Genomic DNA, 21,962 nt, shown 5'->3' with positions numbered 1-21,962 from the left:
GTGGGCCGGGTTTGGGAAATTTTAAGCTGGTTTTGCTGGCTTACGAGGAGCTTTCGGTTTCGCTGCCACGGGCTTGGTTGCCGCCGGTTTAGAAGTGGCTTTGGGCTTAGCCACCGGCTTAGCTGCTGCCGCTTTGGGGGCCGCTTTGGGCTTAGATGCCGGTTTGGTTGCTGCCACTTTAGGGGCTGCTTTAGGATTAGCCGCCACTTTGGTCTTGTCTGCTGCTTTAGGCTTAGTTGCTGCCGTTGCTTTGGCAACCGGCGCCGCTTTTTTAGGTGGTTTAGGCTTCGTTTCCTCGGTAACAGGGGCGGTAACCGGCAGGACAGCAGCTTTAGGACTCTTCGTCTTAGGCGCAGCTACCTTTTTAGTTACAGCTGCCTTCTTTGCCGGGGCAGCAGCCTCAGGCAATCGCTCAATCAGCGTAGCCGAGGACCCGGTCATTCGGCCCGCTGCTACTTGCGTGCGCAGCTGCGGCGAATCGGGTACCGGAATCACGGGGGTATCAACCGCTGGTTTTTCGGCGCGAGCCTGGCTCACGGCCCTCTTTGGCCGGCTAGTACGCCGCGCCGGAGCCGCAACGGAAGCATCTGTCACCCCGGAATCAGAAGCCGCGGAAACTGCCTCATAAACAGGCTTGGCAGACTGTGTGCCGTTTGCATTTGGGTTGCGGCCAGCACGGTTAGGCGCGGGCACAGGTTCATTGGAAACTTGTTCGGCATTGCCAGTTGCCGGGCTTGCCGTTGGCTGGGCCGGCGTAGCAACGTATTCACCACTAGCAGCCTCTGCATTAGCGGCTGAGGCTGCATTTTTCCTGCCTCGGTTACGGCTGTTCCGGGACCGGTTGCCCCCGGTGTTTCCTCCCTCTACTGCGTCAGCAGCCGCTGGCAACTGCCCGGCACTAGTAGCAATGGGCTCAGGCGCCGAAGCTGCCGCATCCGCAGGAGCTGCGGCATTCTCCTCAATCGAGGCATCAATGCTAGGCGAGTACAACGCCACCCGCGGCACCCGGCCCGATTCGTTGCCGCGTCCGCCGCGCTTAACGGGTTGCGATTTCGTCATGACCAAAGACTTGCGGCCTTCCTGACGCATTTCAGTGGCTTCTACTGTTTCGTCTAAGCCACTTATAGCAGCTGTTGCGTCCGTAGTGGGCTCCAAATCAGTCTCATCAGCCATAAGCTCCCCGGAAGAGAGCCGGAGCGCATTCTTGCGTGCTGTTCGCTTGGCACCGCCACGCGAGCGTCGCTTTTTCTTTTTGCCCGGTTCCTCCTCACCAAGCGCGCCGTCCAGATTGGCGGCAGCCGGCAGGGTAGTCATTTCCAACGATTGCTCGGCAACGCCCAAGGCGCCGGGAGCCAGCAGAATTGGGTTCAGCAGGGCATCTGCCTCACCAAACGCATTCGTTGCTGCGCCCACTGCCTGGAACTGCTCATTTTCAGTAGGAACCTGCGACCGGCCCTTGCCGCGGCCATCGCGGCGGCCACGTTCCGGCCGGCCGGAACGGTCACCCCGCTGCGCCCGGAATTCTTCGGGCGACAAGCGCGGCGGGCGGCTGTCGGCATCGGGGCTGGCTGGCACAGCATCACGCAGGGCCGCCTGCGCCTCACGCGCCACCGAGCCCTCGCCAATGTCGATTCGTTCTTCGTCGTCCTCCAACATCTCCACCAGCTCGGGCTGCTTGGGCACCGGCAACGACGAAATTTTGGCGCGCACCATGTTCAGCTCCGCGGCTACTTCCACCTTGCGCAGGCTCAGCTGCTCCAGCTTTTGCAGCGTGCTTTCCAGGAACTCACGGTGCTCCGGAGCCCCCTCGTGCAGCGGCCTGTGGCTCAACGACTGTTGCACCGCGGCCCACTCCTTGCGGAACCGGCCAAAGTCAACATCGAAGTAGGTACGGGCAAACTTGTCCCAGATGTAATCCTCTGCTACTTCAGTGGGATGAAGCATATCGGACGCATAAAAGCGGTAGTCGCGCAGGTCGTCCATCAGCACCTCATAGGCGGGGAAGTATGCCACTCCCGGCAGCAGGTCGCTCACGATGTGCGTAGCCACGCGCAGCACCGACTTGCTCACCGAGTTCAACGGCAGCGTGTCTTTTATATGACGTACCGGACTCACCGTGAGCACAAACCGCAGATTGGGATTGATGCGTCGCAGGTAAGCATGGGTTTCCGCCAGGCCGTTGATGATTTCATCGGGCGTGAGCAGCTCCTTCACAAACAGGTCGGCTGACTGCTTGTGGCAGTTGTTCACCAACTCGCCGGTCTCGCGCAGACGGTAAGCCCAGGCCGTGCCCAGCGTCAGGAGCACCACATCGGCCTGCCGCAGAAATTCGCCCGTGCGGCGCACCAGCTCCTGAATGTATTGCAGCAGCTCCACCGGCGAGTCGGCCCCGATGCTGCCGTGCAGGTCGTAGCTCTGCCAGCGGCCCCGGGCTTGCACCACGTGCTGCTGCCAGTCTACTTCCTCGCCGGCTGCGGCGCGGAGCAGCTTGGCCAGCGCCAGTGGCTGAAACACGGTGCCAAAAGGATTCACCAGCGCCGTTATTTTAGCGGCAGTCAGGCGCGCACCGATGCTGTCGGCAAAGCAGGAGCCCAGCGTGAGGACCCGCGCCGTGCGCGCAAGTTGGTCGGTGGCCGGGGCAATGGATAATTCGGTTCTAAACATCGAAGCAAAAATAGCCCTTGCCCGCGATTTCGGGCCGAAGGGTAATAAAAAAGCCCCACCAGAAGGCAGGGCTCTTTCATTGATGGTTGAGCACTAACTACTCAGCTACAACGCGGAAATTAATCGTGTGTTTCACTTCCTTGTGGAAGTTAGCCGTCGCAGTGTAGTCGCCAGCAGCCGCATGCTCCTGGTCAAACGACAAACGCTTGCGGTCCACGTCGATACCTTTTGCCTTCAGCGCTTCGGCCAATTGCAGGGTAGTTACGCGACCAAAGATTTTGCCGCTTTCGCCCACTTTAGCGCGAATTTCCAGGAATGCATCACCAATTTGGTCCGCAATAGCCTGCGCGTCGCCCTTAATTTTGTCGGCTTTGTGAGCCGCTTGGCGCACGTTCTCAGCCGTGATTTTCTTGTTGGTTTTGTCGGCCAGCATGGCCAAACCCTGCGGCAACAAGAAGTTGCGACCGTAGCCCGATTTCACGGTCACGATGTCGTTCTTGTAGCCAAGGCCCTTAACGTCGTCTTTGAGGATGATTTCCATGTCTTGTTCAGAATGATGAGTTCTGAATTATGAGTTATGAGCTAAGAATTGCCCGTAGAGCAACTCAAAACTCAAAACTTATAACTCATAATTTATTTCAAAGCGTCGGCTACGTAAGGCATCAAAGCCAAGTGGCGAGCCTTCGCGATGGCCTGGGTCACTTTGCGCTGAAACTTCAGGCTGGTGCCGGTGAGGCGCCGGGGCAACACGCGGCCCTGCTCGTTCACAAACTTCAGCAGGAAGTTCGGGTCTTTGTAGTCCACGTACTTAATGCCGTTCTTCTTAAAGCGGCAGTATTTCTTGCGGGTGTCCTGCGGCTTGTTCATAGCCGACCGGTCGTTGTTCCGGTTGTATGCGGGAGATGCCATGTTACTACTGGGTTATTGGGCTACGGCTTCGGTTTCTTTTGCAGCCTTTTGCAGGTTCATCTCGCCGTTGCGGCGACGGTTGTTGTAGTCCACGGCGTGCTTATCGAGCACGGTGGTCAAAAACCGGATGATGCGCTCGTCGCGGCGGAAAGCCAGCTCAAGCACGTCAACAATGTTACCTTGTCCAGTGTATGACAGGCAGTAGTAGTAGCCTGTGGTTTTCTTCTGAATCGGGTACGCTAGCTTGCGCAGGCCCCAGGCTTCAGTGGACAAAATGGCGGCGCTATTTTCCTTAAGCACCTGGGTGAACTTCTCGACCGTCTCTTGCACCTGGCTCTCGTTCAACACGGGAGTTACGATGAAGACCGTCTCGTAATTTCTTACTTCCATTACGACGGGGTGAAATATAGGGGGTGAAAAAATTTGATTGGGGCGCAAAGGTACTGACTTTCCGCTAGATTGCCAAGAACCCTGAGCCCTACCTTAGTATAATAGGCCTTGTCGTGTAGAGGAAGACGATAATTGAGGAAATAAACCTGACTAAAGGGCACCCCCACCACCCATCGGCAAAATCACCTTAAAAGCAGACACAGTGCTACGTTTAAGGTAATCGCACTGGCCAAGCAAAACCGCAGTAATGCTTGCTTGGTGGTTGCGCTGAAGAGGCCTTGTAAATCGACCATAACCTATTGCCACCGTTTTTGCGTATTTCTGAGGCTTGGAGCTAACAAAATGGCACAACACTGGTTGTAATTCAGGTCGTTATCCTGTAAAAAAGCTATACTTTAAATGTGAAGTGACCGAAAAAGCTGTGATTAGGTTGCCCATGAGGCGTTTAGTCGCAAGTAGGGGAGAGGAGGACCATAGATGGCTCAAATAAGGCCACCTCCGATGCCCAGAAATTGCCTTTCACTTTTTGCCGCCTGCGATTCCTGACCTACATTTGTGGCCTTGAAATGCCCTAGCGTTTCGTTTTACCGTCTATTTTCTTATGAATAGCATTCGTCTCCGTTCCTTACCTCATCTGTTGCTGGCTTTGTTCCTCACGTTTGCCGGCACCCAACAGGCTGCCGCTCAAGACGCGGGAGCCACAGCTACCGTCAAAAAAGAAGGCGTGGTACCCGGCGCCACCGATGGCGCTACAGCCGCAACCGCTGTTGCTCCGGCAGCCGGTGGTGGCGACGCTGCCGCCATTGCAGCCGGTGATGCCTTGTTTAAAACGAACTGCGCGCAGTGCCACGCGGTGAATGAAGTGATAGTTGGCCCGGCTCTGTCTGGCATCACCAAGCGTCGGCCCGTGTCCTGGCTCCTGCCCTGGATTAAGAACTCCAGCAAGCTGGTGGCCAGCGGCGACGAATACGCCGTAGCCATCTACAACAAATACAACAAGCAGCAAATGCCCTCATTTGCCCTCTCGGATACGGAGATTAACTCCATTCTGGCTTGGGTAACGGCAGAAGAAGGCAAATCAGCCAATGTGGCCGGAGCCGGAGTAACTGCAGGTAATGCAGCCGCGACCGATGGCCAAGCCGATGCTGGCGGTGCAGAAGCCGGTGCTGGTAAATACGTCGACATTCTGCTGATTGTATTGGTAGTGGTGCTGATTGTATTGGTGGTAACGCTCGTAATCATCGGCAACCTGATGAAGGACGTGCTGCGCGGCCGCAAAGACCTTGATGGCCGCGATGTTGAAATCCTGGAGCAGCGCTTCGATTGGGGTAAGATGTACCGCTCGCCCGCGCTGCGTGGTATTGTGGGTGTCGTTTTCGCTTTGGTTTTACTTTATGAAGGTGTCCAAAGTGTGATGGCCATTGGCCTGACCCAGGGCTACCAGCCCACGCAGCCCATTGCTTTCTCGCACAAGCTGCACGCCGGGGAACACCAGATTAACTGCGCTTACTGCCATACTTCGGTGTACAAGAGCAAGTCGGCCAACATCCCTTCGGCCAACATCTGTATGAACTGCCACTCGCAGATTAAGACGGAGTCGCCCGAAATCAAGAAGATTTATCGTGCCATCGAGCGCAAGCAGCCCATTCAGTGGGTGCGTATCCACAACCTGCCCGACCTGGCCTACTTCAACCACTCACAGCACACCCAGGTGGCGGGCTTGCAGTGCCAGACCTGCCACGGCCCTATCCAGAACATGGAGGTTGTGTACCAGTATTCGGCCCTCACCATGGGCTGGTGCATCAACTGCCACCGCGAGATGCCAGTTAACGCCAAAGACAACAAGTACTACGACAACCTCGTGAAGCTGCACAACACCAAGAATGCCGGTGCCCCCTTCACCGTGTCGTCGAACGGCGGCACCGAGTGCTCGAAGTGCCACTACTAATAATTTGATTCTATTGTAGTCGGTACTGGGTAGTCAGTATGTGGGCTACTTGTTGCAACCGACTGACTACCCAATACTGACTACTGATTACCCTCCCAAATGAAGTACTGGAAAGGAATTGAGGAACTGGAAAACGCTCCGGAGTTCATGCAATCAGCTTTCGCTGAGTTCATGCCGGTGAAGGAAAGCCATGCGAGCACGGATGCTACGTCGGCTCCTCGTCGTGACTTCCTCAAACTAATGGGTTTTGGCGTGGCTGCGGCCACGTTGGCCTCCTGCGAGACTCCTGTTCGCAAGGCTATTCCATACCTCAACAAGCCCGAGGAAGTGGACCCGGCCATCTCGAACTTCTACGCTTCCACCTACTTCAACGGCGCCGACTACAATGCCGTGCTGGTGAAGAGCCGTGACGGCCGGCCAATTAAGCTGGAAGGCAACCCAGAGTCGCCAATCACCAACGGTGGCCTTTCGGCGCGTGCACAAGCTGCCGTGCTGAGCCTGTACGATGGCGGTCGGTTGCAGCATTTTGCAGTAAAATCGGGCAATGGCCACCAGCAGATAGAGCCCGCTGTGCTTGACCGGACAGTACGCGCCAAATTGGCGGCGACTACGGGCCGTATTGCCATTGTTTCGCCTACCATCATTAGCCCCACCACTAAACGGGCTATTGCTGAGTTTGCTGCCCGCTACCCCAATACCACGCACGTCATGTACGACGCGCAATCGGTAACGGGCCTGCTTCAGGCAAACGGCGGTGTCGTACCCAGCTATAACTTCAGCCGCGCCAACATTATTGTGAGCCTTGGGGCTGACTTCCTGGGCACCTGGATTTCTCCCGTGGAGTACAGCCGCCAGTACGCCATGACCCGCAAGATTAGCCGGGACAAGCGCTCCATGTCGCGTCATTACCAGTTCGAAACAGCCATGACGCTCACCGGCTCCAACGCCGACATTCGCGTTCCGGTTAAGCCTTCGGAGATGGGTGCAGCAGCAGTAGCCCTCTACAACGCCGTAACCGGTGCCGGTGGAGCTTCTGCCTACAAGAATGATAAATTGACCCAGGCTGCGAAGGACCTGAACGCCAACCGGGGTGCCAGCCTCGTAGTATCGGGCTCCAACGACCCGGCGGTTCAGGCATTGGTAGCTTCTATCAACCAAGCCCTCGGCAATGTGGGGACCACGGTTGACTTGGCCGCGCCATCCTACGTGCGTCAGGGCGATGATGCCCGGATGACTGCTTTGGTGAATGACATGAACAACGGAAGCGTTGGGGCAGTCATTTTCTACAATGCCAACCCGGTTTACAACCACCCCCTCGGTCAGAAAGTAAAGTCAGGTATCGCCAAAGTGCCCCTGACCATCTCCCTCAACGACCGGCTGGATGAGACCGGCATGCTTTGCCAGTACGCCGCTCCCGACAGCCACTGGCTGGAGTCGTGGAATGACTACGAGCCTAAGCGGGGCTTCCTGAGCTTGGGGCAGCCCGTCATCACGCCGCTTTTTGCAACCCGTCAGGGCCAGGAGACCCTGCTGCGTTGGGCTGGCAACAACACCGGCTACTACCAGTACCTGCGTGCCACCTGGCGCGCATTGACCCCAACCGATGCGGCTTGGGACAAAGTAGTCCACGACGGCGTAGCCACTGGCACCGCGCTTGCCCCTGCTCCTGCCATGACGGCAGCGGCACTCAGCCCCGCCGCAGCAGTTGACCAGATTGGTCGGGCTGCCAAGCCTGCTGCCAATGCAATTGAAGTGACTTTGTATGAGAAAGTAGGTTTGGGAGCTGCTGGCTGCGAATCCAATAACCCCTTCCTGCAAGAATTGCCCGACCCGGTTTCGAAAGCAACTTGGGGCAACTACGTGGCCGTGCCACGCAAAATGGCTGTCGATAATCAGTGGGAGCAAGGCGACGTCATCAAGGTGACTGCCAATGGCTACTCACTTGAGCTGCCCGTGCTCATACAGCCTGGCCAGACCAACGGCACTGTGAGCATCGCGCTGGGCTACGGCCGCACGCTGGCTGGCAAAGCCGGTGACCAGGTTGGTGCCAATGCTGCTCCGCTCGCTACGGCAACGGCCAATGGGCTGATGTACCACAACGTGGTGACGCTGGCTAAGACTGAGGCTAAATCGCCCATTGCTCAGACGCAGACGCACCACACCATCATGGACCGCAAGTCGGTGGTGCAGGAAAACACGCTGGCGCAGTACATCAAGAATCCCAAAGAGGTAACGGAGTACGAAAAAGTAGCCACTCCTGACGGTTTGGAGAAGCCCAGCAAGGTGTCGCTGTGGCAGGACTATCAGTACAACAACCACCACTGGGGCATGGCCGTGGACCTCAACTCGTGCATCGGCTGCGGCTCGTGTGTGATTGGGTGCCAGACCGAGAACAACATTGCCGTAGTAGGTAAGCAGGAGGTTATCAACCGCCGTGAAATGCACTGGATGCGCATTGACCGCTACTATAGCTCCGACCACCACAAGGATGAGTTTGAGACGGTTGGCAAAGTGGGCACCTACACAGCCATGGAAGACCCTTCGGACAACCCGCAGGTTATCTTCCAGCCAATGATGTGCCAGCAGTGCAACCACGCTCCTTGCGAGACTGTGTGCCCCGTACTGGCTACCACGCACAGTTCGGAAGGCCTGAACCAGATGACGTACAACCGTTGCATTGGTACCCGCTACTGCGCCAACAACTGCCCGTACAAAGTCCGTCGCTTCAACTGGTTCTCCTACTACTCCAACGAGAAGTTTGAGACCGTAAACGGCCACATGTTCACGGACCTCGGCCGCATGGTGCTGAATCCCGACGTAACCGTGCGCGCCCGTGGTGTGATGGAGAAATGCTCGTTCTGCATCCAGCGCATTCAGCTGGGTAAGCTCGAAGCTAAGAAGCAGAAGCGTCGCCCCATGGACGGCGAAATTGTTTCGGCCTGTGCTCAGTCGTGCCCCACCGAGGCTATCGTATTTGGTGACATGCGCGACCCGAACAGCCGCCTCAGCCAACTGTTGCGCCGCGAAGATGGCGAGCGAGCTTTCCATGCTCTGGAGTCCATCAACGTGCAGCCAAACGTGACTTATCTGACCAAGATTCGGAACGCAGAATCTGAATTCTTCGCAAAAGAAAACGCCTAATAATCACTAACCTATAAGATTATGCAGCACGTATCAGCCGTACGCGAGCCGCTCGTAACCGGGGGTAAGACGCTACACGACGTAACGCAAGACATCTGCTATCAGGTAGAAGCCAAGCCCAACATCCGTTGGATGGCTGCCCTGAGTGTGGCGCTGTTTTTTCTGGGTATATTCTTTTATTCCGTCTACCGCACGGTGTGGTTCGGTATCGGAGAATGGGGCCTGAACAAAACTGTTAACTGGGCCTGGGACATCACCAACTTCGTGTGGTGGGTTGGTATTGGCCACGCAGGCACGCTGATTTCGGCCGTATTGCTGCTGTTCCGCCAGAAGTGGCGCTCGTCCATTAACCGGGCAGCAGAGGCTATGACGATTTTCGCCGTAATCTGCGCCGCGATGTTCCCGGTGCTGCACATGGGCCGTCCCTGGCTCGCTTATTGGGTATTCCCCTTCCAGAACACGTTTGGTTCGCTGTGGGCAAACTTTAACTCGCCCCTGCTCTGGGACGTGTTCGCCATCTCGACCTACTTCACGGTGTCGCTGGTGTTCTGGTACATCGGTCTGATTCCTGACTTCGCCACCATCCGCGACCGTGCCAAGGGCACCATTGCCAAGTTCAGCTACTCGATGCTGAGCTTTGGCTGGACCGGCTCGGCTAAAGCCTGGTCGCGCTACGAGACGGTGTCGCTGATTCTGGCTGGTGTTTCGACCCCGCTGGTACTCTCGGTACACACTATTGTATCAATGGACTTTGCTACCTCGGTTGTACCGGGCTGGCATACCACCATCTTCCCGCCCTACTTCGTGGCTGGTGCTATCTTCTCGGGTTTCGCCATGGTACTCACGCTGATGCTGATTACCCGGGTCGTGTTCCGCCTCGAAGATTACATCACCCTGGAGCACATTGCGTTGATGAACAAAATCATGATGGTGACCGGCTCTATTGTGGGCGTGGCTTACATCACTGAGTTCTTCATTGCTTGGTACTCGCAGGTTGAATTTGAGCAGTACGCTTTCATTAACCGGGCTACGGGTCCGTACTGGTGGGCATATGCGGCCATGATGACCTGCAACGTGATTACCCCCCAACTGGTGTGGTTGCGCCGCGTACGCTACAGCATTCCGCTGACTTTCGTGCTGTCGATTATTGTGAACATTGGCATGTGGTTCGAGCGTTTTGTAATCATTGTAACCTCGCTGCACCGCGACTACCTGCCGTCGAGCTGGGCCATGTTCTCGCCCTCCATTATCGATATCGGCCTGTACTTGGGTACCCTGGGTTTGTTCTTCACCTTGTTCCTGCTCTTCGCCAAGTTCTTCCCAGTTATTAACATGGCTGAGGTGAAAACCATCCTGAAGTACACCGTGGACAACGGCCCGACCTACAATCCGCAGAAAGCTGCTCACGCGACTCCCGCTCCACAACCTGCCATTCACGGGGCTCCTGCTTCGGCACCCGTAAACTACAACAAGCATGACTAAGCGCTATGCCCTCGGCATCTTCGAAGATGAAGACGTGCTGCTGCACGCCGTAGAGAATGTTCGCGCCGCCGGCGTGAAAGTCCACGACGTGTTTTCGCCCTATCCTGTTCACGGAATTGACGATGCCCTTGGCATCGAACGTTCGCGCCTTCCCATTGCTGCCTTCTTCTTCGGCATGACGGGCCTAGCCTTTGCGCTCTGGATGCAGATTTACATGCTGGGCTTCGACTGGCCCATGATTATCGGTGGTAAGCCGCACATCGCACTGCCTGCCTTTATCCCAGTGGCTTTCGAATTGACGGTTTTCTTCACCTGTCACGGCATGGCCATTACCTTTTTCACCATCACGGGACTGTATCCTCGTCCTAAGGTGCCGGTAATGGATGTGCGCTCGACCGACGACAAATTCGTAATGGCCATCGAATTGGATGAAACCAGTTCGCAATTTCCCCGGCTGACCCAACTGCTGCGCGACAACGGCGCTTCAGAAGTCAACCAAAAAGAAATGACCACCAAGTAATGAAGCACCCGCTGAACCTTACCCTGCGCGTTTCGGCGCTGCTGTTGTCCTTGGGCCTTGCTCCGGCTTGTACGCCCCGGCAGGACGACCCTGGCGTGCAATACGCGCCAGAGATGTATGAGCCTCTTGCTTTCGAGCCCCTGAAGCAGACTAGCTTTAACAAAGTCAATGCTTTTGGCATCAACCAGCGGACGCCCCCAATTGCTACCGTTCCCGTTGGTAAGCTCGATTACTACAATCATATTCCCAAAGACAGTGTTGGGATTGCTGAGCGTACCCTGCGCAACCCTTTTCCTTATACCAAAGCAAATTTGGAAGAAGGCAAAGTGCTTTACACGCGCATTTGCTCGCACTGCCACGGTGAGGCCGGTGCCGGTGACGGCCCGGTAGGCGCCAAGTTCAAGGGGGTACCCAACTACACGGCGGGTGCTTACAAAACCATGAACGATGGCCACATTTACCACGTCATTCAGTGGGGCCGCAACCGCATGATGCCCCATGGTTCCATTGTGAACCCTGAGGAGCGTTGGAAAATTGCCATGTACGTTCGCGTATTGCAGCGTGGCGAGGGCCCGGATGGCCTGAGCAAGCTCATTGCAAAAGGGCCTACGTCGACTGCAAATGATTCTACTGAGATGACCGACCGTGCCACCCAGGCCCCAGTTCTTCAGGCTCAGGCAGGCAAAGGCTCTGCAACTCCCGGCCAAGGTGGAACTATCGCTCCAAACGGTTCCGGCGTCACTTATTTCCCCGGCAACAAATAACTATGGCAACTCTGACGCACCAAGATAGCGCCACGGCTGAACAGCTCGTTGTTACGGATGGCGCCCGTAAGACATTTATCACCATCATTGTTGCCGGCGTGGTGGTTCTCATCATCGGTTTGCTGGCGGCTATTATGGGGTGGGGTGCCGAAGAGCACGCTGCCGCAGGCGAAGCCGCCGGGCACGCCGGGGCTGGTGCCTCGGCTCACCATGAAGGCAACCCTGTGTGGTTGAAACGCCTGTTGGTTAGCCTATGGCACAGCAATGTATTTTTCCTCGGCGTTTCAACTATCGGAACAGTATTCCTGGCCATCAACTACGTGGCTTATGCCGGTTGGTCGGTAATGGTAAAGCGTATTGCCGAGGCCCTGAGTGCCTGGGTAATTCCTGGAGCCGTCATCATGTTTGTGGTGTTCCTAATCGGTCGTCATGACATTTTCCATTGGACGCACGAAGGCATCATGGAGAAGGGTAATCCAAACTACGACGCCATCATTGCGGGTAAGAGCGGTTTCCTGAACATCCCTTTCTACCTGATTCGCACTATCATTTACCTTGGTATCTGGGCGTACTTCAGCTGGAAGCTGCGTCAGCTGTCGCTGGCTGAAGACCAGCTGGGCGGCACAGTATGGTTTCATAAGAGCATCAATGCCTCGGCCTTATTCTTGGTTCTGTACGCTGTCACGTCTTCGATGGCAGCCTGGGATTGGGTCATGTCGGTTGACACGCACTGGTTTAGCACCATGTTCGGCTGGTACGTATTCGCCTCGTGGTGGGTATCGGGCATTGCTGCCATTGCACTTACTGCTATTTTCCTGAAACAAGCAGGGTACTTGAAGGCTTTAACTTCAAACCACATGCATGACTTGGGTAAGCTCATGTTCGGTTTCAGTATCTTTTGGACTTACGTGTGGTTCTCGCAATTCATGCTGATTTGGTATGCTAACCTGCCCGAAGAAGCTGTTTACTACAACCAGCGTCTCGGAGGTTTCGAAGGTCGCTACACGGGAATCTTCTTCTTTAACCTTGTTATCAACTTCGTTTTCCCATTCCTGGGCTTGATGACCCGCGATGCGAAGCGCCAGATGATTATCATGAAAATCGTCTGCATTGCCATCCTCATTGGCCACTGGTCAGACTTTTATTTGATGTTCATGCCGGGCACTTTGAAGGGTGAAAGTGGGTTCTTAATAGAGATAGGAGTAGCTGCCATTTTCCTCGGTGCTTTCCTCATTGTTTTCTCACGTCGCCTGGCATCTGCCTCTCTTGTTCCGGTCAATCACCCCTTCTTGGACGAAAGTGTCCACCACACTACCTAAAACTGTATTGTCAATTGCCGGCAAAGTGCTTGTTCCTTATAATGACACCTTGCCGGTACTTTAATACTTAGTACAACCTACTAAAAACTCAATGACGGCTCTTACTATTTTGCTTGTGCTGCTGTTGCTGCTGGTCGTGTTCGGCCTGCTGTTTCGCTTGCAGATATTCACATCTATTTTCTCAGGCACGTTTACCCGAGACATTGGCATGAGCAATAGCGTAAACGCTATTTTGATGCTGGTTTTTTTGGTGTTCGGAGGCGCCTGGTTTGCTTATTCGTTTGTTGAAAACTTCAGCAAAATGAACCCGCCCATTGCCTCCGTTCACGGCCACGAGATGGAGCGCATGTTCTGGATTACAATGGCGGTGATTGGCGTGGCGTTCGCCATTACCCAGGCCCTGTTGTTCTGGTATTCTTACCGGTACCAATACAAAGAAGGCCGTCGCGCTTACTTTTTCTCGCACAACAACAAGATTGAAGTTATCTGGACGGTGATTCCAGCCATTGTAATGGCTGCCCTGATTTTCGCCGGTTGGAAAGCCTGGACCCGTATCACGGGTCCTGCACCGAAGGATTCGGTCGTTGTCGAATTGATGGGAAAGCAGTTCAACTGGCTGGTTCGTTATCCTGGCCGCGATATGAAACTCGGAGTAGTGAACTACCGCATGATTGATGCCGTGAATGAATTTGGCTTCGACCTCAGCGACAAAGCTGGCCTTGACGATTTTACGACCAACGAAATTCACGTGCCTAAAGGTGTTCCGGTTCTTATCAAGATTCGGTCGCGCGACGTTCTGCACGCCGTGTACATGCCACACTTCCGGGTGCAGATGTACGCTGTGCCAGGTATGCCTACCCGCTTCTGGTTCACGCCTACGATGACTACCGACGAGATGCGTGCGAAGCTGGGCAACCCTAATTTCAACTACGAACTGGCTTGCAACCAGATTTGCGGTGGTAGCCACTTTGCAATGAAGGCTAGCCTAGTAGTTGATGAGCCTGAAGATTACCAGAACTGGTTCGCTGCTCAGCAATCTTTTTCGCAGAAAAACCCGGAAGTGCTGGCTGCTTTGAAACAGAAGTCGAAGACGCTGGTTTCAGAAGTAACAGCGCCTGCCGCTGAAGCCAAGGAAACAGCACCCGCTCCTCTGGCAGCTTCTTATTAATCCTTACTAAAACGGTATCTTTTTATGTCAGACATGGCAGCTAAGCCCAATTTGTCGCCAGGCGTGCAAACGCAAGGTGGCATTGGTACCGCAGGCGTCCCCGCCACTGAGCACGGTGACCACCTGCATCACGACGACCACGAGCACCATGACCAGCATTGGCTGTGGAAGTACGTGTTCAGCCAAGACCACAAAGTAATTGCCAAGCAGTTCCTGATTTCGGGTATGATTTGGGCCATCTTGGGTGGTACCCTGTCGAGCTTGTTCCGTTTGCAGTTGGGCTGGCCCGAAGGTTCTATGGAATGGCTCGCGCCTTTCCTCGGCAAATGGATTGTAGCAGGTAAATTGAACCCGGAGTTCTACCTCGCCTTGGTGACAATGCATGGTACCATCATGGTGTTCTTCGTGCTGACGGCTGGTTTGAGCGGTACCTTCTCGAACTTCCTCATTCCGTTGCAGGTCGGTGCCCGTGATATGGCATCTGGCTTCATGAACATGCTTTCGTACTGGTTCTTTTTCCTGTCGAGCATCATCATGTTTGCGTCGCTGTTCATTGAGACCGGCCCTGCTGCTGCTGGCTGGACAATTTACCCGCCGCTGAGCGCATTGCCTCAGGCCATCCCCGGTTCGGGTGCTGGCATGACGCTGTGGCTGGTGAGCATGGCTTTCTTCATCGTTTCGCAGCTGTTAGGCGGTGTTAACTATGTGACGACCGTTATCAACATGCGTACCCGTGGTATGAGCATGAGCAAGCTGCCCCTCACCATTTGGGCTTTTTTCCTCACGGCCATTTTGGGCATCCTGTCGTTCCCGGTATTGTTTTCGGCGGCACTGTTGCTCATCTTTGACCGTTCGTTTGGTACCTCTTTCTTCCTTTCAGATATCTACATTGCTGGCCAGGCGCTCAGCAACCAAGGTGGTTCGCCCGTATTGTTCCAGCACTTGTTCTGGTTCTTAGGCCACCCCGAGGTATACATTGTAATCATGCCTGCTATGGGCATGGTGTCGGAAGTATTGGCCACCAACGCTCGCAAGCCAATCTTCGGCTACCGCGCTATGATTGGCTCGCTGATTGGCATCTCGCTGCTCTCGTTTGTTGTGTGGGCTCACCACATGTTCGTTACGGGCATGAACCCCTTTCTTGGTTCGGTTTTCATGTTCCTGACGCTGATTATTGCAGTGCCTTCAGGCGTCAAGGTGTTCAACTGGCTGGCTACCCTGTGGCGTGGCAATATTCGCTTCACGGCGGCTATGCTGTTCTCCATAGGCTTTGTGTCGCTGTTTATTTCGGGTGGCCTGACGGGTATTATTCTCGGCAACGCAACGTTGGACATCCAGATGCACAACACCTACTTCGTGGTAGCTCACTTCCACTTGGTGATGGGTAGCTCGGCGTTCTTCGGATTGTTCGCTGGTGTGTACCATTGGTTCCCCAAGATGTTTGGTCGTATGATGGACGAGAAGCTGGGTTACATCCACTTCTGGTTGACTTTCGCCGGTGTGTACTTGGTGTTTATGCCCATGCACTACGTAGGTATTGCCGGTTTCCCCCGTCGCTACTACGCCTGGACTGGCTTCGATGCTTTCTCGCAGTTCGCTGACCTCAACCGGTTCATCTCGATTGCAGCCATTCTGGCATTCTTCGCACAGTTTGTCTTCATCTTCAACTTCTTCTACAGCATTTTCCGCGGCCGTCGTGCTACCCAGAACCCCTGGAACTCGACCACGCTGGAATGGACGACTCCCGTCAATCCCGGCCACGGTAACTGGCCCGGTGAGATTCCCGCCGTGTACCGCTGGCCTTACGACTACAGCAAGCCCGGTTCTGATGTGGACTTTATCCCGCAAAACGTGCCGTACTCGAAAACGCAGTCTTCAAACTTCCCTTATGAGCAGGACGCTGTTGAGTAAGGTATAAGTAGTACAAAGTCCCAAAAAGGGCCGCCTCACCGGCGGCCCTTTTTCTTTGGTACTGCCTAGTCTTTTTGGAATCCTGCGAGACTTTTGATACGGATTGGTTGTTTACAATAAGATGAATAGCTTACAGATAAGCCCTGCAGTGCGCCGTTTTCGATTGGTCGGTGTGCTGACTGTAGTTTCCGTTTACCTGCTCATACTTGTGGGCGGTATTGTGCGTAGCACAGGCAGTGGTATGGGCTGCCCTGACTGGCCCAAGTGCTTTGGGCAATGGATTCCGCCAACGGAAGCCAGCCAGCTCCCCGCTGACTACAAGGAGATTTACACGGCCCAACGGGTAGCGAAAAATCAAAAGCTGGCCCGTACGCTGGAACGCCTGGGCTTTGCACAGGTTGCGGGAGATATTTTCGCGCATCCCACCCAATATATCGAGACGGATTTCAATGCCGTGAAAACGTGGATTGAGTACATCAATCGACTGCTGGGTGCGCTGATTGGGGTATTTGTGTTTCTGACCGTGATTTTTGCCCTGCCTTACTGGCAGCGGGACCAACCCATTTTCTGGCTTGCGTTTGGGTCTTTTCTGCTCACTGGCGTGCAGGGCTACCTGGGGTCACTGGTAGTTTCGACTAACTTGCTGCCTGTGATGGTCACCATCCACATGGCTTTGGCGCTCGTTATTGTTGCTATGCTGCTGTATGCCGTGGACCGGGCTCAGTGGCGCATTGACAAGCTCAGCCTGGCCTCAGCACTGGATGGGGGAGAGGAGGCGCCTTTATATGGCGTGAAAGTGCCAACCACCGCTGTGCAATGGGCACTATGGGCCGCGCTGCTGCTTACCTTCTGGCAGATAATTCTTGGTACAGAGGTTAGGGAGCAGATTGATATGATAGCGGCGCAAAACTTTGCCCGGGAGAATTGGGTAGCTCAGTTGGGCAATACCTTCAACATTCACCGCACGGTGTCGGCAGTGGTGCTCCTCCTGAATATTTATGTGTGCTACGAGCTGTGGCAGCTGGGCAGTAAGCGGCTCGGTCAGCTTGCAGCAGCTACGTTGAGCGTAGTGGGCCTGGAAATTCTGGCGGGTATTGTACTTGCGTATTTTTCTCTGCCGGCCGCGGTGCAACCTATTCATCTCACGCTGGCTACGGTATTGTTTGGAGTCCAGTTTTTGGCGCTGTTAGCAGTTGCCCGCGCTCGAAAAACCTTGCAAACAATTGAGCCTACGGACGCCGCCCGGCGGGTTGTTGCGTAACTTTGCGGTTCCGTGGGGCTCAGGCTATGGCCGTTGGTGCCAACGTGCAAATTATCAGAAGGATTAATGGTTAAGGCCCGCGCCTATTTTCAGCTGCTTAAATTCCGGCTTTCGCTCACCGTTGCGTTTTCGAGCGCAATTGGCTACATGTTGGGGGCGCATGATTTTAGCTGGAGCCGCGCGTTGCTCGTCATGCTGGGCGGGTTGTTGGTGACGGGTTCGGCCAACATCATCAATCAGATTCACGAACGTGAACTGGACAAGCTGATGACGCGGACGGCCCAACGGCCGATACCACTGGGCATCATCACCCCCATGGAAGGCTGGGTATTTTGTGTGCTGCTGGGCGTTTCGGGTCTTGGGCTGCTGGCCTACCTGTTCAACCCGCTCACGGCAGCGCTTTCGTTGCTTTCGCTCATTCTGTACGGCTTCATTTACACCCCACTTAAGACCATTTCGCCTATCTGCGTGGCAGTGGGGGCCATCCCGGGCGGGTTGCCGCCCCTAATCGGCTGGGTGGCCGCCACCGGTTACATTGGCGTGGAGGCGTGGGTTCTTTTTGGCATCCAGTTCATGTGGCAGTTTCCGCACTTCTGGGCCATTGCCTGGGTAGCCGACGAGGATTACAAGCGTGCGGGGTTCAAAATGCTGCCTTCTCCCGGAAACCGGGACCTGCGCACGGCCTTCCAGATAATGACCTACACCCTACTGCTTATCCCGCTGAGCTTGATGCCGCTGGTATTCAACATCTCGGGACGGGTGTCGGCGCTGGTTGCCGTTGTGTGTGGCGTACTCTTTCTGCTGCTCACCTTTCACCTTATGCGTACGCAGTCGCGCAAGTCCGCTTTGCGCATCATGTTTGCCTCGTTCCTGTATTTACCCATCGTACAAATTGCGTTGGTACTGGACAAAATGTAGCCGTTTGTTGTTATAAATGAACACGCTCAGATAAGCGTGTTTACCCATTTTTATCAATAATCTGCGTCGGCGCAAGCAGGCGTTTTCACAACTATGAACCCTTCCGAAATATTGCCTGAAAACGAAGTAGGTCTCGGCTGGCACCCCAAGCGCGTGCTGCTCGTTTTGCTTATTTTCAGTATTGTAATGATGTTTGCGGCCTTCACCAGCGGCTATATTGTGCGGCGCGACGAAGGCAACTGGCGGGAGTTTGACCTGCCAATGTCGCTGCTGGTCAATTCCATCCTCATCGCCCTGAGTAGCGCCAGCATGCAGTGGTCCTATGCGGCCGCGCGCAAAGATGAAATCGGGCGCATGAAAACCGGTCTTGGGATTACGCTGGCTTTGGGCCTCGCCTTCCTGGTGGGCCAGTACGTTAGCTTCGGCGACTTGGTGGCCGGCAACACCTTCTTTGGGGGCGCCGATGCCAATCCTTCCGGTTCGTTTTTATACGTACTGATGGGTGTGCACGCTTTTCACCTGGTTACGGGACTTGTTTTTGTGACCGTCGTACTGAAGCGAGCCCTTAATTATCAGGTGCATTCGCGCGCCTTGCTCTCCATTGGCAACGCCACCTTATACTGGCACTTTCTGGGCGGGCTTTGGCTGTACCTGTATTTGTTCTTACTTTTGAACCACTAAAACTGACGTTACGCTGTCCGCTATGTCCCAACCGACCACTTTGCAGCCCCCCGCTGCTTCCGCTACCCAAGACGCTCCACGCACCGGCACCTGGGATGGCGGCAACGAACCATTTAAGGCGAGCTACGGCAAGCTGATGATGTGGTTCTTCCTGCTTTCTGACGCATTTACCTTCGCCGCCTTCCTGACGACTTACGGTCTTATCCGTCACAAGCACGAAGTATTCGTGGGCAAGGCCGAGGAGTTCGTGTTCAGCACGCGCTGGTGGCCCGTGCCGGACAAAGTATTCAACGCCTTCCCGGGCCTACACGGCATGGACGTGCCCCTGGGTTTCGTGGCCTTGATGACTATGATTCTCATTCTAAGCTCCGTGACTATGGTGCTGGCCGTTGAGGCCGGCCACCGCATGGATAAGAACGACGTGCAGAAGTGGTTGCTTTGGACCATTCTGTTCGGTACTACGTTCCTGCTGAGCCAGGCTTGGGAGTGGAGTCACTTCATCCACGGCTCCGAAAAGGGCATGCTCATGGCTGATGGCACCACATTCTTCGGGGCCAACCTGGCGGTCAATGAGTACGGGCCTGTGCTGTTTGCTGACCTGTTCTTCTTTATCACGGGCTTCCACGGTACCCACGTACTCTCGGGCGTCTGCCTGCTGGTGTGGTGCTTCATTGCCACTTCCAACGGCACGTTCCACAAGCGCGGCCACTACGAGATGATTGAGAAAATCGGCCTCTACTGGCACTTTGTAGACTTGGTGTGGGTATTCGTGTTTACCTTCTTCTACCTCGTTTAATTTAACTGGTGATTTAAGCGTGAGGCGGACGGTGTGCTTATTGCCGCTGCGTCCGCCTCGCAATTGCACCACTTTCATCGCCTCTTTACTATCTGATTATGGCTGCTCACGCAACTGACGAAAATCTCCAGCAAGGGGAAATTGCCAAGCCGAATACCGCTTGGATTTGGAAGACCTTCTTCATTCTGGTCGGCATTACGGCTGTAGAATTCGTGTTTGTGTTCCTGATGGAGCCCAGCACGTTGCGCAACAGCATCTTCATCGTGCTCACCATCATGAAGGCTTTCTTCATCGTGGCTGAGTTTATGCACCTGAAGCACGAGACCAAGGGCTTGATTTGGACCATTCTGGTGCCAATGTCGCTGCTCGTGTGGCTGTTGGTGGCGCTGGTAACTGAAGGCTCCTACGTAGGAGAAGTACTGCAAAATATGTTCAAGTAGCAAATGCGGCCCCGCCAAACCTTGTTGCTGGGGCTGTTGCTGTTGGTGCCGGTACTGGCATTTCTGTTCCTGTTCCGCTTCGGGACCAACCGTTACGCGCTGCCCACTTACCTGCCCGACCGTGTGGATTCCACGCGGGTTGGCGGTAAGTGGCGGCGCGATACTGTTTTCCACCAGGTTTCACCGTTCCGCTTTCCTTCATCTGCTGGGCGCGAGGTAAGCAGCACGGAACTGGGCAGTGGCCTCTACATTGCCCAGTTTTATGGCGACGATGAGGCGAGTGCGCGCGTGGCCCGTGCATTACTGCGGGTGCAGGAGAAGTTTCGGAAAGAGCCACGGGTTCGCTTGGTCACGTTTGTGTTGAATGCGGATTCGGTAAAGGCGGCTTCGCTCACGCGCCTGGCAGAGCAGTACGGCACCATAGCGGGCAAGTGGTTTTTCCTCACGGGTCGCCCTGATTCGCTGAAACGCCTGGCGCTGGATGAATTCCGCCTCACCGCTGACCCCACACGCTTGCCCGGCGCCGTGTACACGGCCAACATCCCTGCCGGCCGCCTGTTGTTGGTTGACAACAAACGCCGGGTGCGTGGCATTTACGATGGCACCGACGGCCGCGAGATTGACCGCTTACTCACGGAAGTTACCGTGCAGCTTTACGACTATGAACACCCCAACTGAAAAACTGCACCCTCCGGTGCTGACTCCCGGCGACTACACGCGCTACAAAATCATCCTAGGCACGCTGGGGGTGGTGGTACCACTGCTGGTGGCCATATTGTTTTCGTTCCCTGACCTGTTCCGCATTCCGGGTGCTGAGGTGAAATTCCTGCCGGCGGTGAATGCCGTGCTCAACTCCCTCACGGCGGTGTGCCTGGTGGCGGGCTATTATTTTATTCGTCAGAGGCAAGTGCTGCGCCACCGCGCCATGATGGGTACTGCTTTTGCGTTGGGGGGCCTGTTTCTGCTTTCATACGTAGCCTACCACTCGCAGGTGGCTAGTACCTCATTTGGGGGCGTGGGCACGGTGCGCTATGTGTATTTCTTCTTGCTGCTCACGCACATAGCTTTGGCAGTGGCAACGGTGGGCCTCGTGCTGTTCACGCTGTATTTTGCCCTTACCGGCCAGTATACCAAGCACAAGGCCATTGCGCGCTGGACTTTCCCGGTGTGGCTTTACGTTTCGGTAACGGGCGTCATTGTATACCTCATGATTTCGCCCTACTATACCTAAAGGAATTTGCTGACAACGACAGCAAGAGGCATTTTCCCGGAAACTTTGCCTCAGCTACAGTGTTTTATATACTATGAAAAAGACCTTTTTTGCCGCGACTTTTGCCCTGTTATTGGGCGTTTTGTTGAGCTTGGCGCCGTTGGGAGCCACTGCTCAGTGCGTAATGTGTAAGTCGCAGGTGGAATCGGCGCGCCAGGAGCGCGATGACTACGAGGTGGCTGGGTTGAACAAAGGCATTGTGTATATGATGACCGTGCCCTACATTCTGATGGGTGCGGTGGGTTATTTCTGGTATCGCCGCACGCACCCCAAGGGCGCTAAGAACCTATCCGAATAGGGATTAAGGAAGTGGTACTTTAGCGGCATGGCCACGACCCAAGAATTCACGATTTCCGATACGCTCTGGATGCGCCTCTCGC

General features: G+C 55.1%; 20 protein-coding genes. 16 read left to right on the top strand and 4 right to left on the bottom strand.

Going from position 1 to position 21,962, the window contains the following annotated elements; translation table 11 throughout:
- Positions 1 to 21: 21 nt before the first annotated feature.
- The 4 genes from BEN47_RS12150 to rpsF all read right to left on the bottom strand — a co-directional run bounded on the left by BEN47_RS12150 (position 22) and on the right by rpsF (position 3,963).
- Positions 22 to 2,664, bottom strand: a complete 2,643-nt coding sequence (locus BEN47_RS12150) for a GSCFA domain-containing protein (RefSeq protein ID WP_070728680.1) — start codon at positions 2,662 to 2,664, stop codon at positions 22 to 24.
- 97 nt (positions 2,665 to 2,761) lie between these two features.
- Positions 2,762 to 3,205, bottom strand: a complete 444-nt coding sequence (gene rplI / locus BEN47_RS12145) for a 50S ribosomal protein L9 (protein WP_070728679.1) — start codon at positions 3,203 to 3,205, stop codon at positions 2,762 to 2,764.
- A gap of 92 nt (positions 3,206 to 3,297) precedes the next feature.
- Positions 3,298 to 3,531, bottom strand: coding sequence for a 30S ribosomal protein S18 (rpsR, locus tag BEN47_RS12140; protein WP_035561439.1), 234 nt, complete (start codon positions 3,529 to 3,531; stop codon positions 3,298 to 3,300).
- Between the two features lie 54 nt (positions 3,532 to 3,585).
- Complete coding sequence (gene rpsF / locus BEN47_RS12135; protein WP_070728678.1) at positions 3,586 to 3,963, bottom strand: 30S ribosomal protein S6; 378 nt, start codon at positions 3,961 to 3,963, stop codon at positions 3,586 to 3,588.
- Positions 3,964 to 4,564: 601 nt separating this feature from the next.
- On the opposite strand from rpsF, the gene BEN47_RS12130 reads away from it, so the two are divergent.
- From BEN47_RS12130 to BEN47_RS12055, 16 genes are all read left to right on the top strand, one after another.
- The gene (locus BEN47_RS12130) at positions 4,565 to 5,911 is read left to right on the top strand and encodes a c-type cytochrome (RefSeq protein ID WP_083322372.1); all 1,347 of its coding nucleotides are present in this window, start codon (positions 4,565 to 4,567) and stop codon (positions 5,909 to 5,911) included.
- A gap of 99 nt (positions 5,912 to 6,010) precedes the next feature.
- Positions 6,011 to 9,052 carry a TAT-variant-translocated molybdopterin oxidoreductase gene (locus tag BEN47_RS12125; RefSeq protein ID WP_070728677.1) on the top strand — a complete coding sequence of 1,014 codons (3,042 nt, stop codon included), beginning with the start codon at positions 6,011 to 6,013 and terminating at the stop codon, positions 9,050 to 9,052.
- Between the two features lie 21 nt (positions 9,053 to 9,073).
- The gene (gene nrfD, locus BEN47_RS12120) at positions 9,074 to 10,534 is read left to right on the top strand and encodes an NrfD/PsrC family molybdoenzyme membrane anchor subunit (RefSeq protein ID WP_239691585.1); all 1,461 of its coding nucleotides are present in this window, start codon (positions 9,074 to 9,076) and stop codon (positions 10,532 to 10,534) included.
- Entirely contained in the window at positions 10,527 to 11,054 is a 528-nt protein-coding gene (locus BEN47_RS12115; protein ID WP_070728676.1) for a DUF3341 domain-containing protein, read from the top strand. Before nrfD ends, BEN47_RS12115 begins: the two co-directional genes overlap by 8 nt.
- Entirely contained in the window at positions 11,054 to 11,818 is a 765-nt protein-coding gene (locus BEN47_RS12110; protein WP_070728675.1) for a c-type cytochrome, read from the top strand. The genes BEN47_RS12115 and BEN47_RS12110 overlap by 1 nt, the downstream gene beginning before the upstream one ends.
- 2 nt (positions 11,819 to 11,820) lie before the next feature.
- Positions 11,821 to 13,137: a quinol:cytochrome C oxidoreductase gene (locus BEN47_RS12105; protein WP_070728674.1), complete on the top strand. Its 1,317-nt coding sequence runs from the start codon at positions 11,821 to 11,823 to the stop codon at positions 13,135 to 13,137.
- A gap of 91 nt (positions 13,138 to 13,228) precedes the next feature.
- Positions 13,229 to 14,305 (top strand): cytochrome c oxidase subunit II, encoded by a 1,077-nt coding sequence (locus tag BEN47_RS12100; RefSeq protein ID WP_070728673.1) that lies wholly within the window; start codon positions 13,229 to 13,231, stop codon positions 14,303 to 14,305.
- 33 nt (positions 14,306 to 14,338) lie between these two features.
- Positions 14,339 to 16,216 carry a cytochrome c oxidase subunit I gene (locus BEN47_RS12095; protein ID WP_083322371.1) on the top strand — a complete coding sequence of 626 codons (1,878 nt, stop codon included), beginning with the start codon at positions 14,339 to 14,341 and terminating at the stop codon, positions 16,214 to 16,216.
- Between the two features lie 121 nt (positions 16,217 to 16,337).
- Positions 16,338 to 17,477 (top strand): COX15/CtaA family protein, encoded by a 1,140-nt coding sequence (locus tag BEN47_RS12090; RefSeq protein WP_070728672.1) that lies wholly within the window; start codon positions 16,338 to 16,340, stop codon positions 17,475 to 17,477.
- A gap of 66 nt (positions 17,478 to 17,543) precedes the next feature.
- The gene (cyoE, locus tag BEN47_RS12085) at positions 17,544 to 18,395 is read left to right on the top strand and encodes a heme o synthase (RefSeq protein ID WP_070728671.1); all 852 of its coding nucleotides are present in this window, start codon (positions 17,544 to 17,546) and stop codon (positions 18,393 to 18,395) included.
- A gap of 93 nt (positions 18,396 to 18,488) precedes the next feature.
- A complete protein-coding gene (locus BEN47_RS12080; RefSeq protein ID WP_070728670.1) occupies positions 18,489 to 19,076 on the top strand; it encodes a cytochrome c oxidase subunit 3 in 588 nt (195 codons plus the stop codon).
- Positions 19,077 to 19,098: 22 nt separating this feature from the next.
- Positions 19,099 to 19,872, top strand: coding sequence for a cytochrome c oxidase subunit 3 (locus tag BEN47_RS12075; protein ID WP_070728669.1), 774 nt, complete (start codon positions 19,099 to 19,101; stop codon positions 19,870 to 19,872).
- Positions 19,873 to 19,970: 98 nt separating this feature from the next.
- A complete protein-coding gene (locus BEN47_RS12070; protein WP_070728668.1) occupies positions 19,971 to 20,312 on the top strand; it encodes a cytochrome C oxidase subunit IV family protein in 342 nt (113 codons plus the stop codon).
- Between the two features lie 3 nt (positions 20,313 to 20,315).
- Positions 20,316 to 20,990, top strand: a complete 675-nt coding sequence (locus tag BEN47_RS12065) for a thioredoxin domain-containing protein (RefSeq protein ID WP_070728667.1) — start codon at positions 20,316 to 20,318, stop codon at positions 20,988 to 20,990.
- Positions 20,974 to 21,543: a DUF420 domain-containing protein gene (locus tag BEN47_RS12060; RefSeq protein WP_070728666.1), complete on the top strand. Its 570-nt coding sequence runs from the start codon at positions 20,974 to 20,976 to the stop codon at positions 21,541 to 21,543. Before BEN47_RS12065 ends, BEN47_RS12060 begins: the two co-directional genes overlap by 17 nt.
- Before the next feature lie 73 nt (positions 21,544 to 21,616).
- Positions 21,617 to 21,880, top strand: coding sequence for a hypothetical protein (locus BEN47_RS12055; protein WP_070728665.1), 264 nt, complete (start codon positions 21,617 to 21,619; stop codon positions 21,878 to 21,880).
- Positions 21,881 to 21,962 lie beyond the last annotated feature (82 nt).

Origin of the sequence: Hymenobacter lapidarius (genome assembly GCF_001816145.1) — a bacterium.
Taxonomy (GTDB): Bacteria; Bacteroidota; Bacteroidia; order Cytophagales; family Hymenobacteraceae; genus Hymenobacter; species Hymenobacter lapidarius.
Note: the sequence above shows the minus strand (reverse complement) of the source record. Positions and strands in the feature narration are given on the sequence as shown.

What these genes read in the sequence shown, in the direction of transcription:
- BEN47_RS12150 (WP_070728680.1), bottom strand. Translation starts at nt 2,664, where the DNA reads ATGTTTAGAACCGAATTATCCATTGCCCCGGCCACCGACCAACTTGCG.
- rplI (WP_070728679.1), bottom strand. Translation starts at nt 3,205, where the DNA reads ATGGAAATCATCCTCAAAGACGACGTTAAGGGCCTTGGCTACAAGAAC.
- rpsR (WP_035561439.1), bottom strand. Translation starts at nt 3,531, where the DNA reads ATGAACAAGCCGCAGGACACCCGCAAGAAATACTGCCGCTTTAAGAAG.
- rpsF (WP_070728678.1), bottom strand. Translation starts at nt 3,963, where the DNA reads ATGGAAGTAAGAAATTACGAGACGGTCTTCATCGTAACTCCCGTGTTG.
- BEN47_RS12130 (WP_083322372.1), top strand. Translation starts at nt 4,565, where the DNA reads ATGAATAGCATTCGTCTCCGTTCCTTACCTCATCTGTTGCTGGCTTTG.
- BEN47_RS12125 (WP_070728677.1), top strand. Translation starts at nt 6,011, where the DNA reads ATGAAGTACTGGAAAGGAATTGAGGAACTGGAAAACGCTCCGGAGTTC.
- nrfD (WP_239691585.1), top strand. Translation starts at nt 9,074, where the DNA reads ATGCAGCACGTATCAGCCGTACGCGAGCCGCTCGTAACCGGGGGTAAG.
- BEN47_RS12115 (WP_070728676.1), top strand. Translation starts at nt 10,527, where the DNA reads ATGACTAAGCGCTATGCCCTCGGCATCTTCGAAGATGAAGACGTGCTG.
- BEN47_RS12110 (WP_070728675.1), top strand. Translation starts at nt 11,054, where the DNA reads ATGAAGCACCCGCTGAACCTTACCCTGCGCGTTTCGGCGCTGCTGTTG.
- BEN47_RS12105 (WP_070728674.1), top strand. Translation starts at nt 11,821, where the DNA reads ATGGCAACTCTGACGCACCAAGATAGCGCCACGGCTGAACAGCTCGTT.
- BEN47_RS12100 (WP_070728673.1), top strand. Translation starts at nt 13,229, where the DNA reads ATGACGGCTCTTACTATTTTGCTTGTGCTGCTGTTGCTGCTGGTCGTG.
- BEN47_RS12095 (WP_083322371.1), top strand. Translation starts at nt 14,339, where the DNA reads ATGGCAGCTAAGCCCAATTTGTCGCCAGGCGTGCAAACGCAAGGTGGC.
- BEN47_RS12090 (WP_070728672.1), top strand. Translation starts at nt 16,338, where the DNA reads ATGAATAGCTTACAGATAAGCCCTGCAGTGCGCCGTTTTCGATTGGTC.
- cyoE (WP_070728671.1), top strand. Translation starts at nt 17,544, where the DNA reads ATGGTTAAGGCCCGCGCCTATTTTCAGCTGCTTAAATTCCGGCTTTCG.
- BEN47_RS12080 (WP_070728670.1), top strand. Translation starts at nt 18,489, where the DNA reads ATGAACCCTTCCGAAATATTGCCTGAAAACGAAGTAGGTCTCGGCTGG.
- BEN47_RS12075 (WP_070728669.1), top strand. Translation starts at nt 19,099, where the DNA reads ATGTCCCAACCGACCACTTTGCAGCCCCCCGCTGCTTCCGCTACCCAA.
- BEN47_RS12070 (WP_070728668.1), top strand. Translation starts at nt 19,971, where the DNA reads ATGGCTGCTCACGCAACTGACGAAAATCTCCAGCAAGGGGAAATTGCC.
- BEN47_RS12065 (WP_070728667.1), top strand. Translation starts at nt 20,316, where the DNA reads ATGCGGCCCCGCCAAACCTTGTTGCTGGGGCTGTTGCTGTTGGTGCCG.
- BEN47_RS12060 (WP_070728666.1), top strand. Translation starts at nt 20,974, where the DNA reads ATGAACACCCCAACTGAAAAACTGCACCCTCCGGTGCTGACTCCCGGC.
- BEN47_RS12055 (WP_070728665.1), top strand. Translation starts at nt 21,617, where the DNA reads ATGAAAAAGACCTTTTTTGCCGCGACTTTTGCCCTGTTATTGGGCGTT.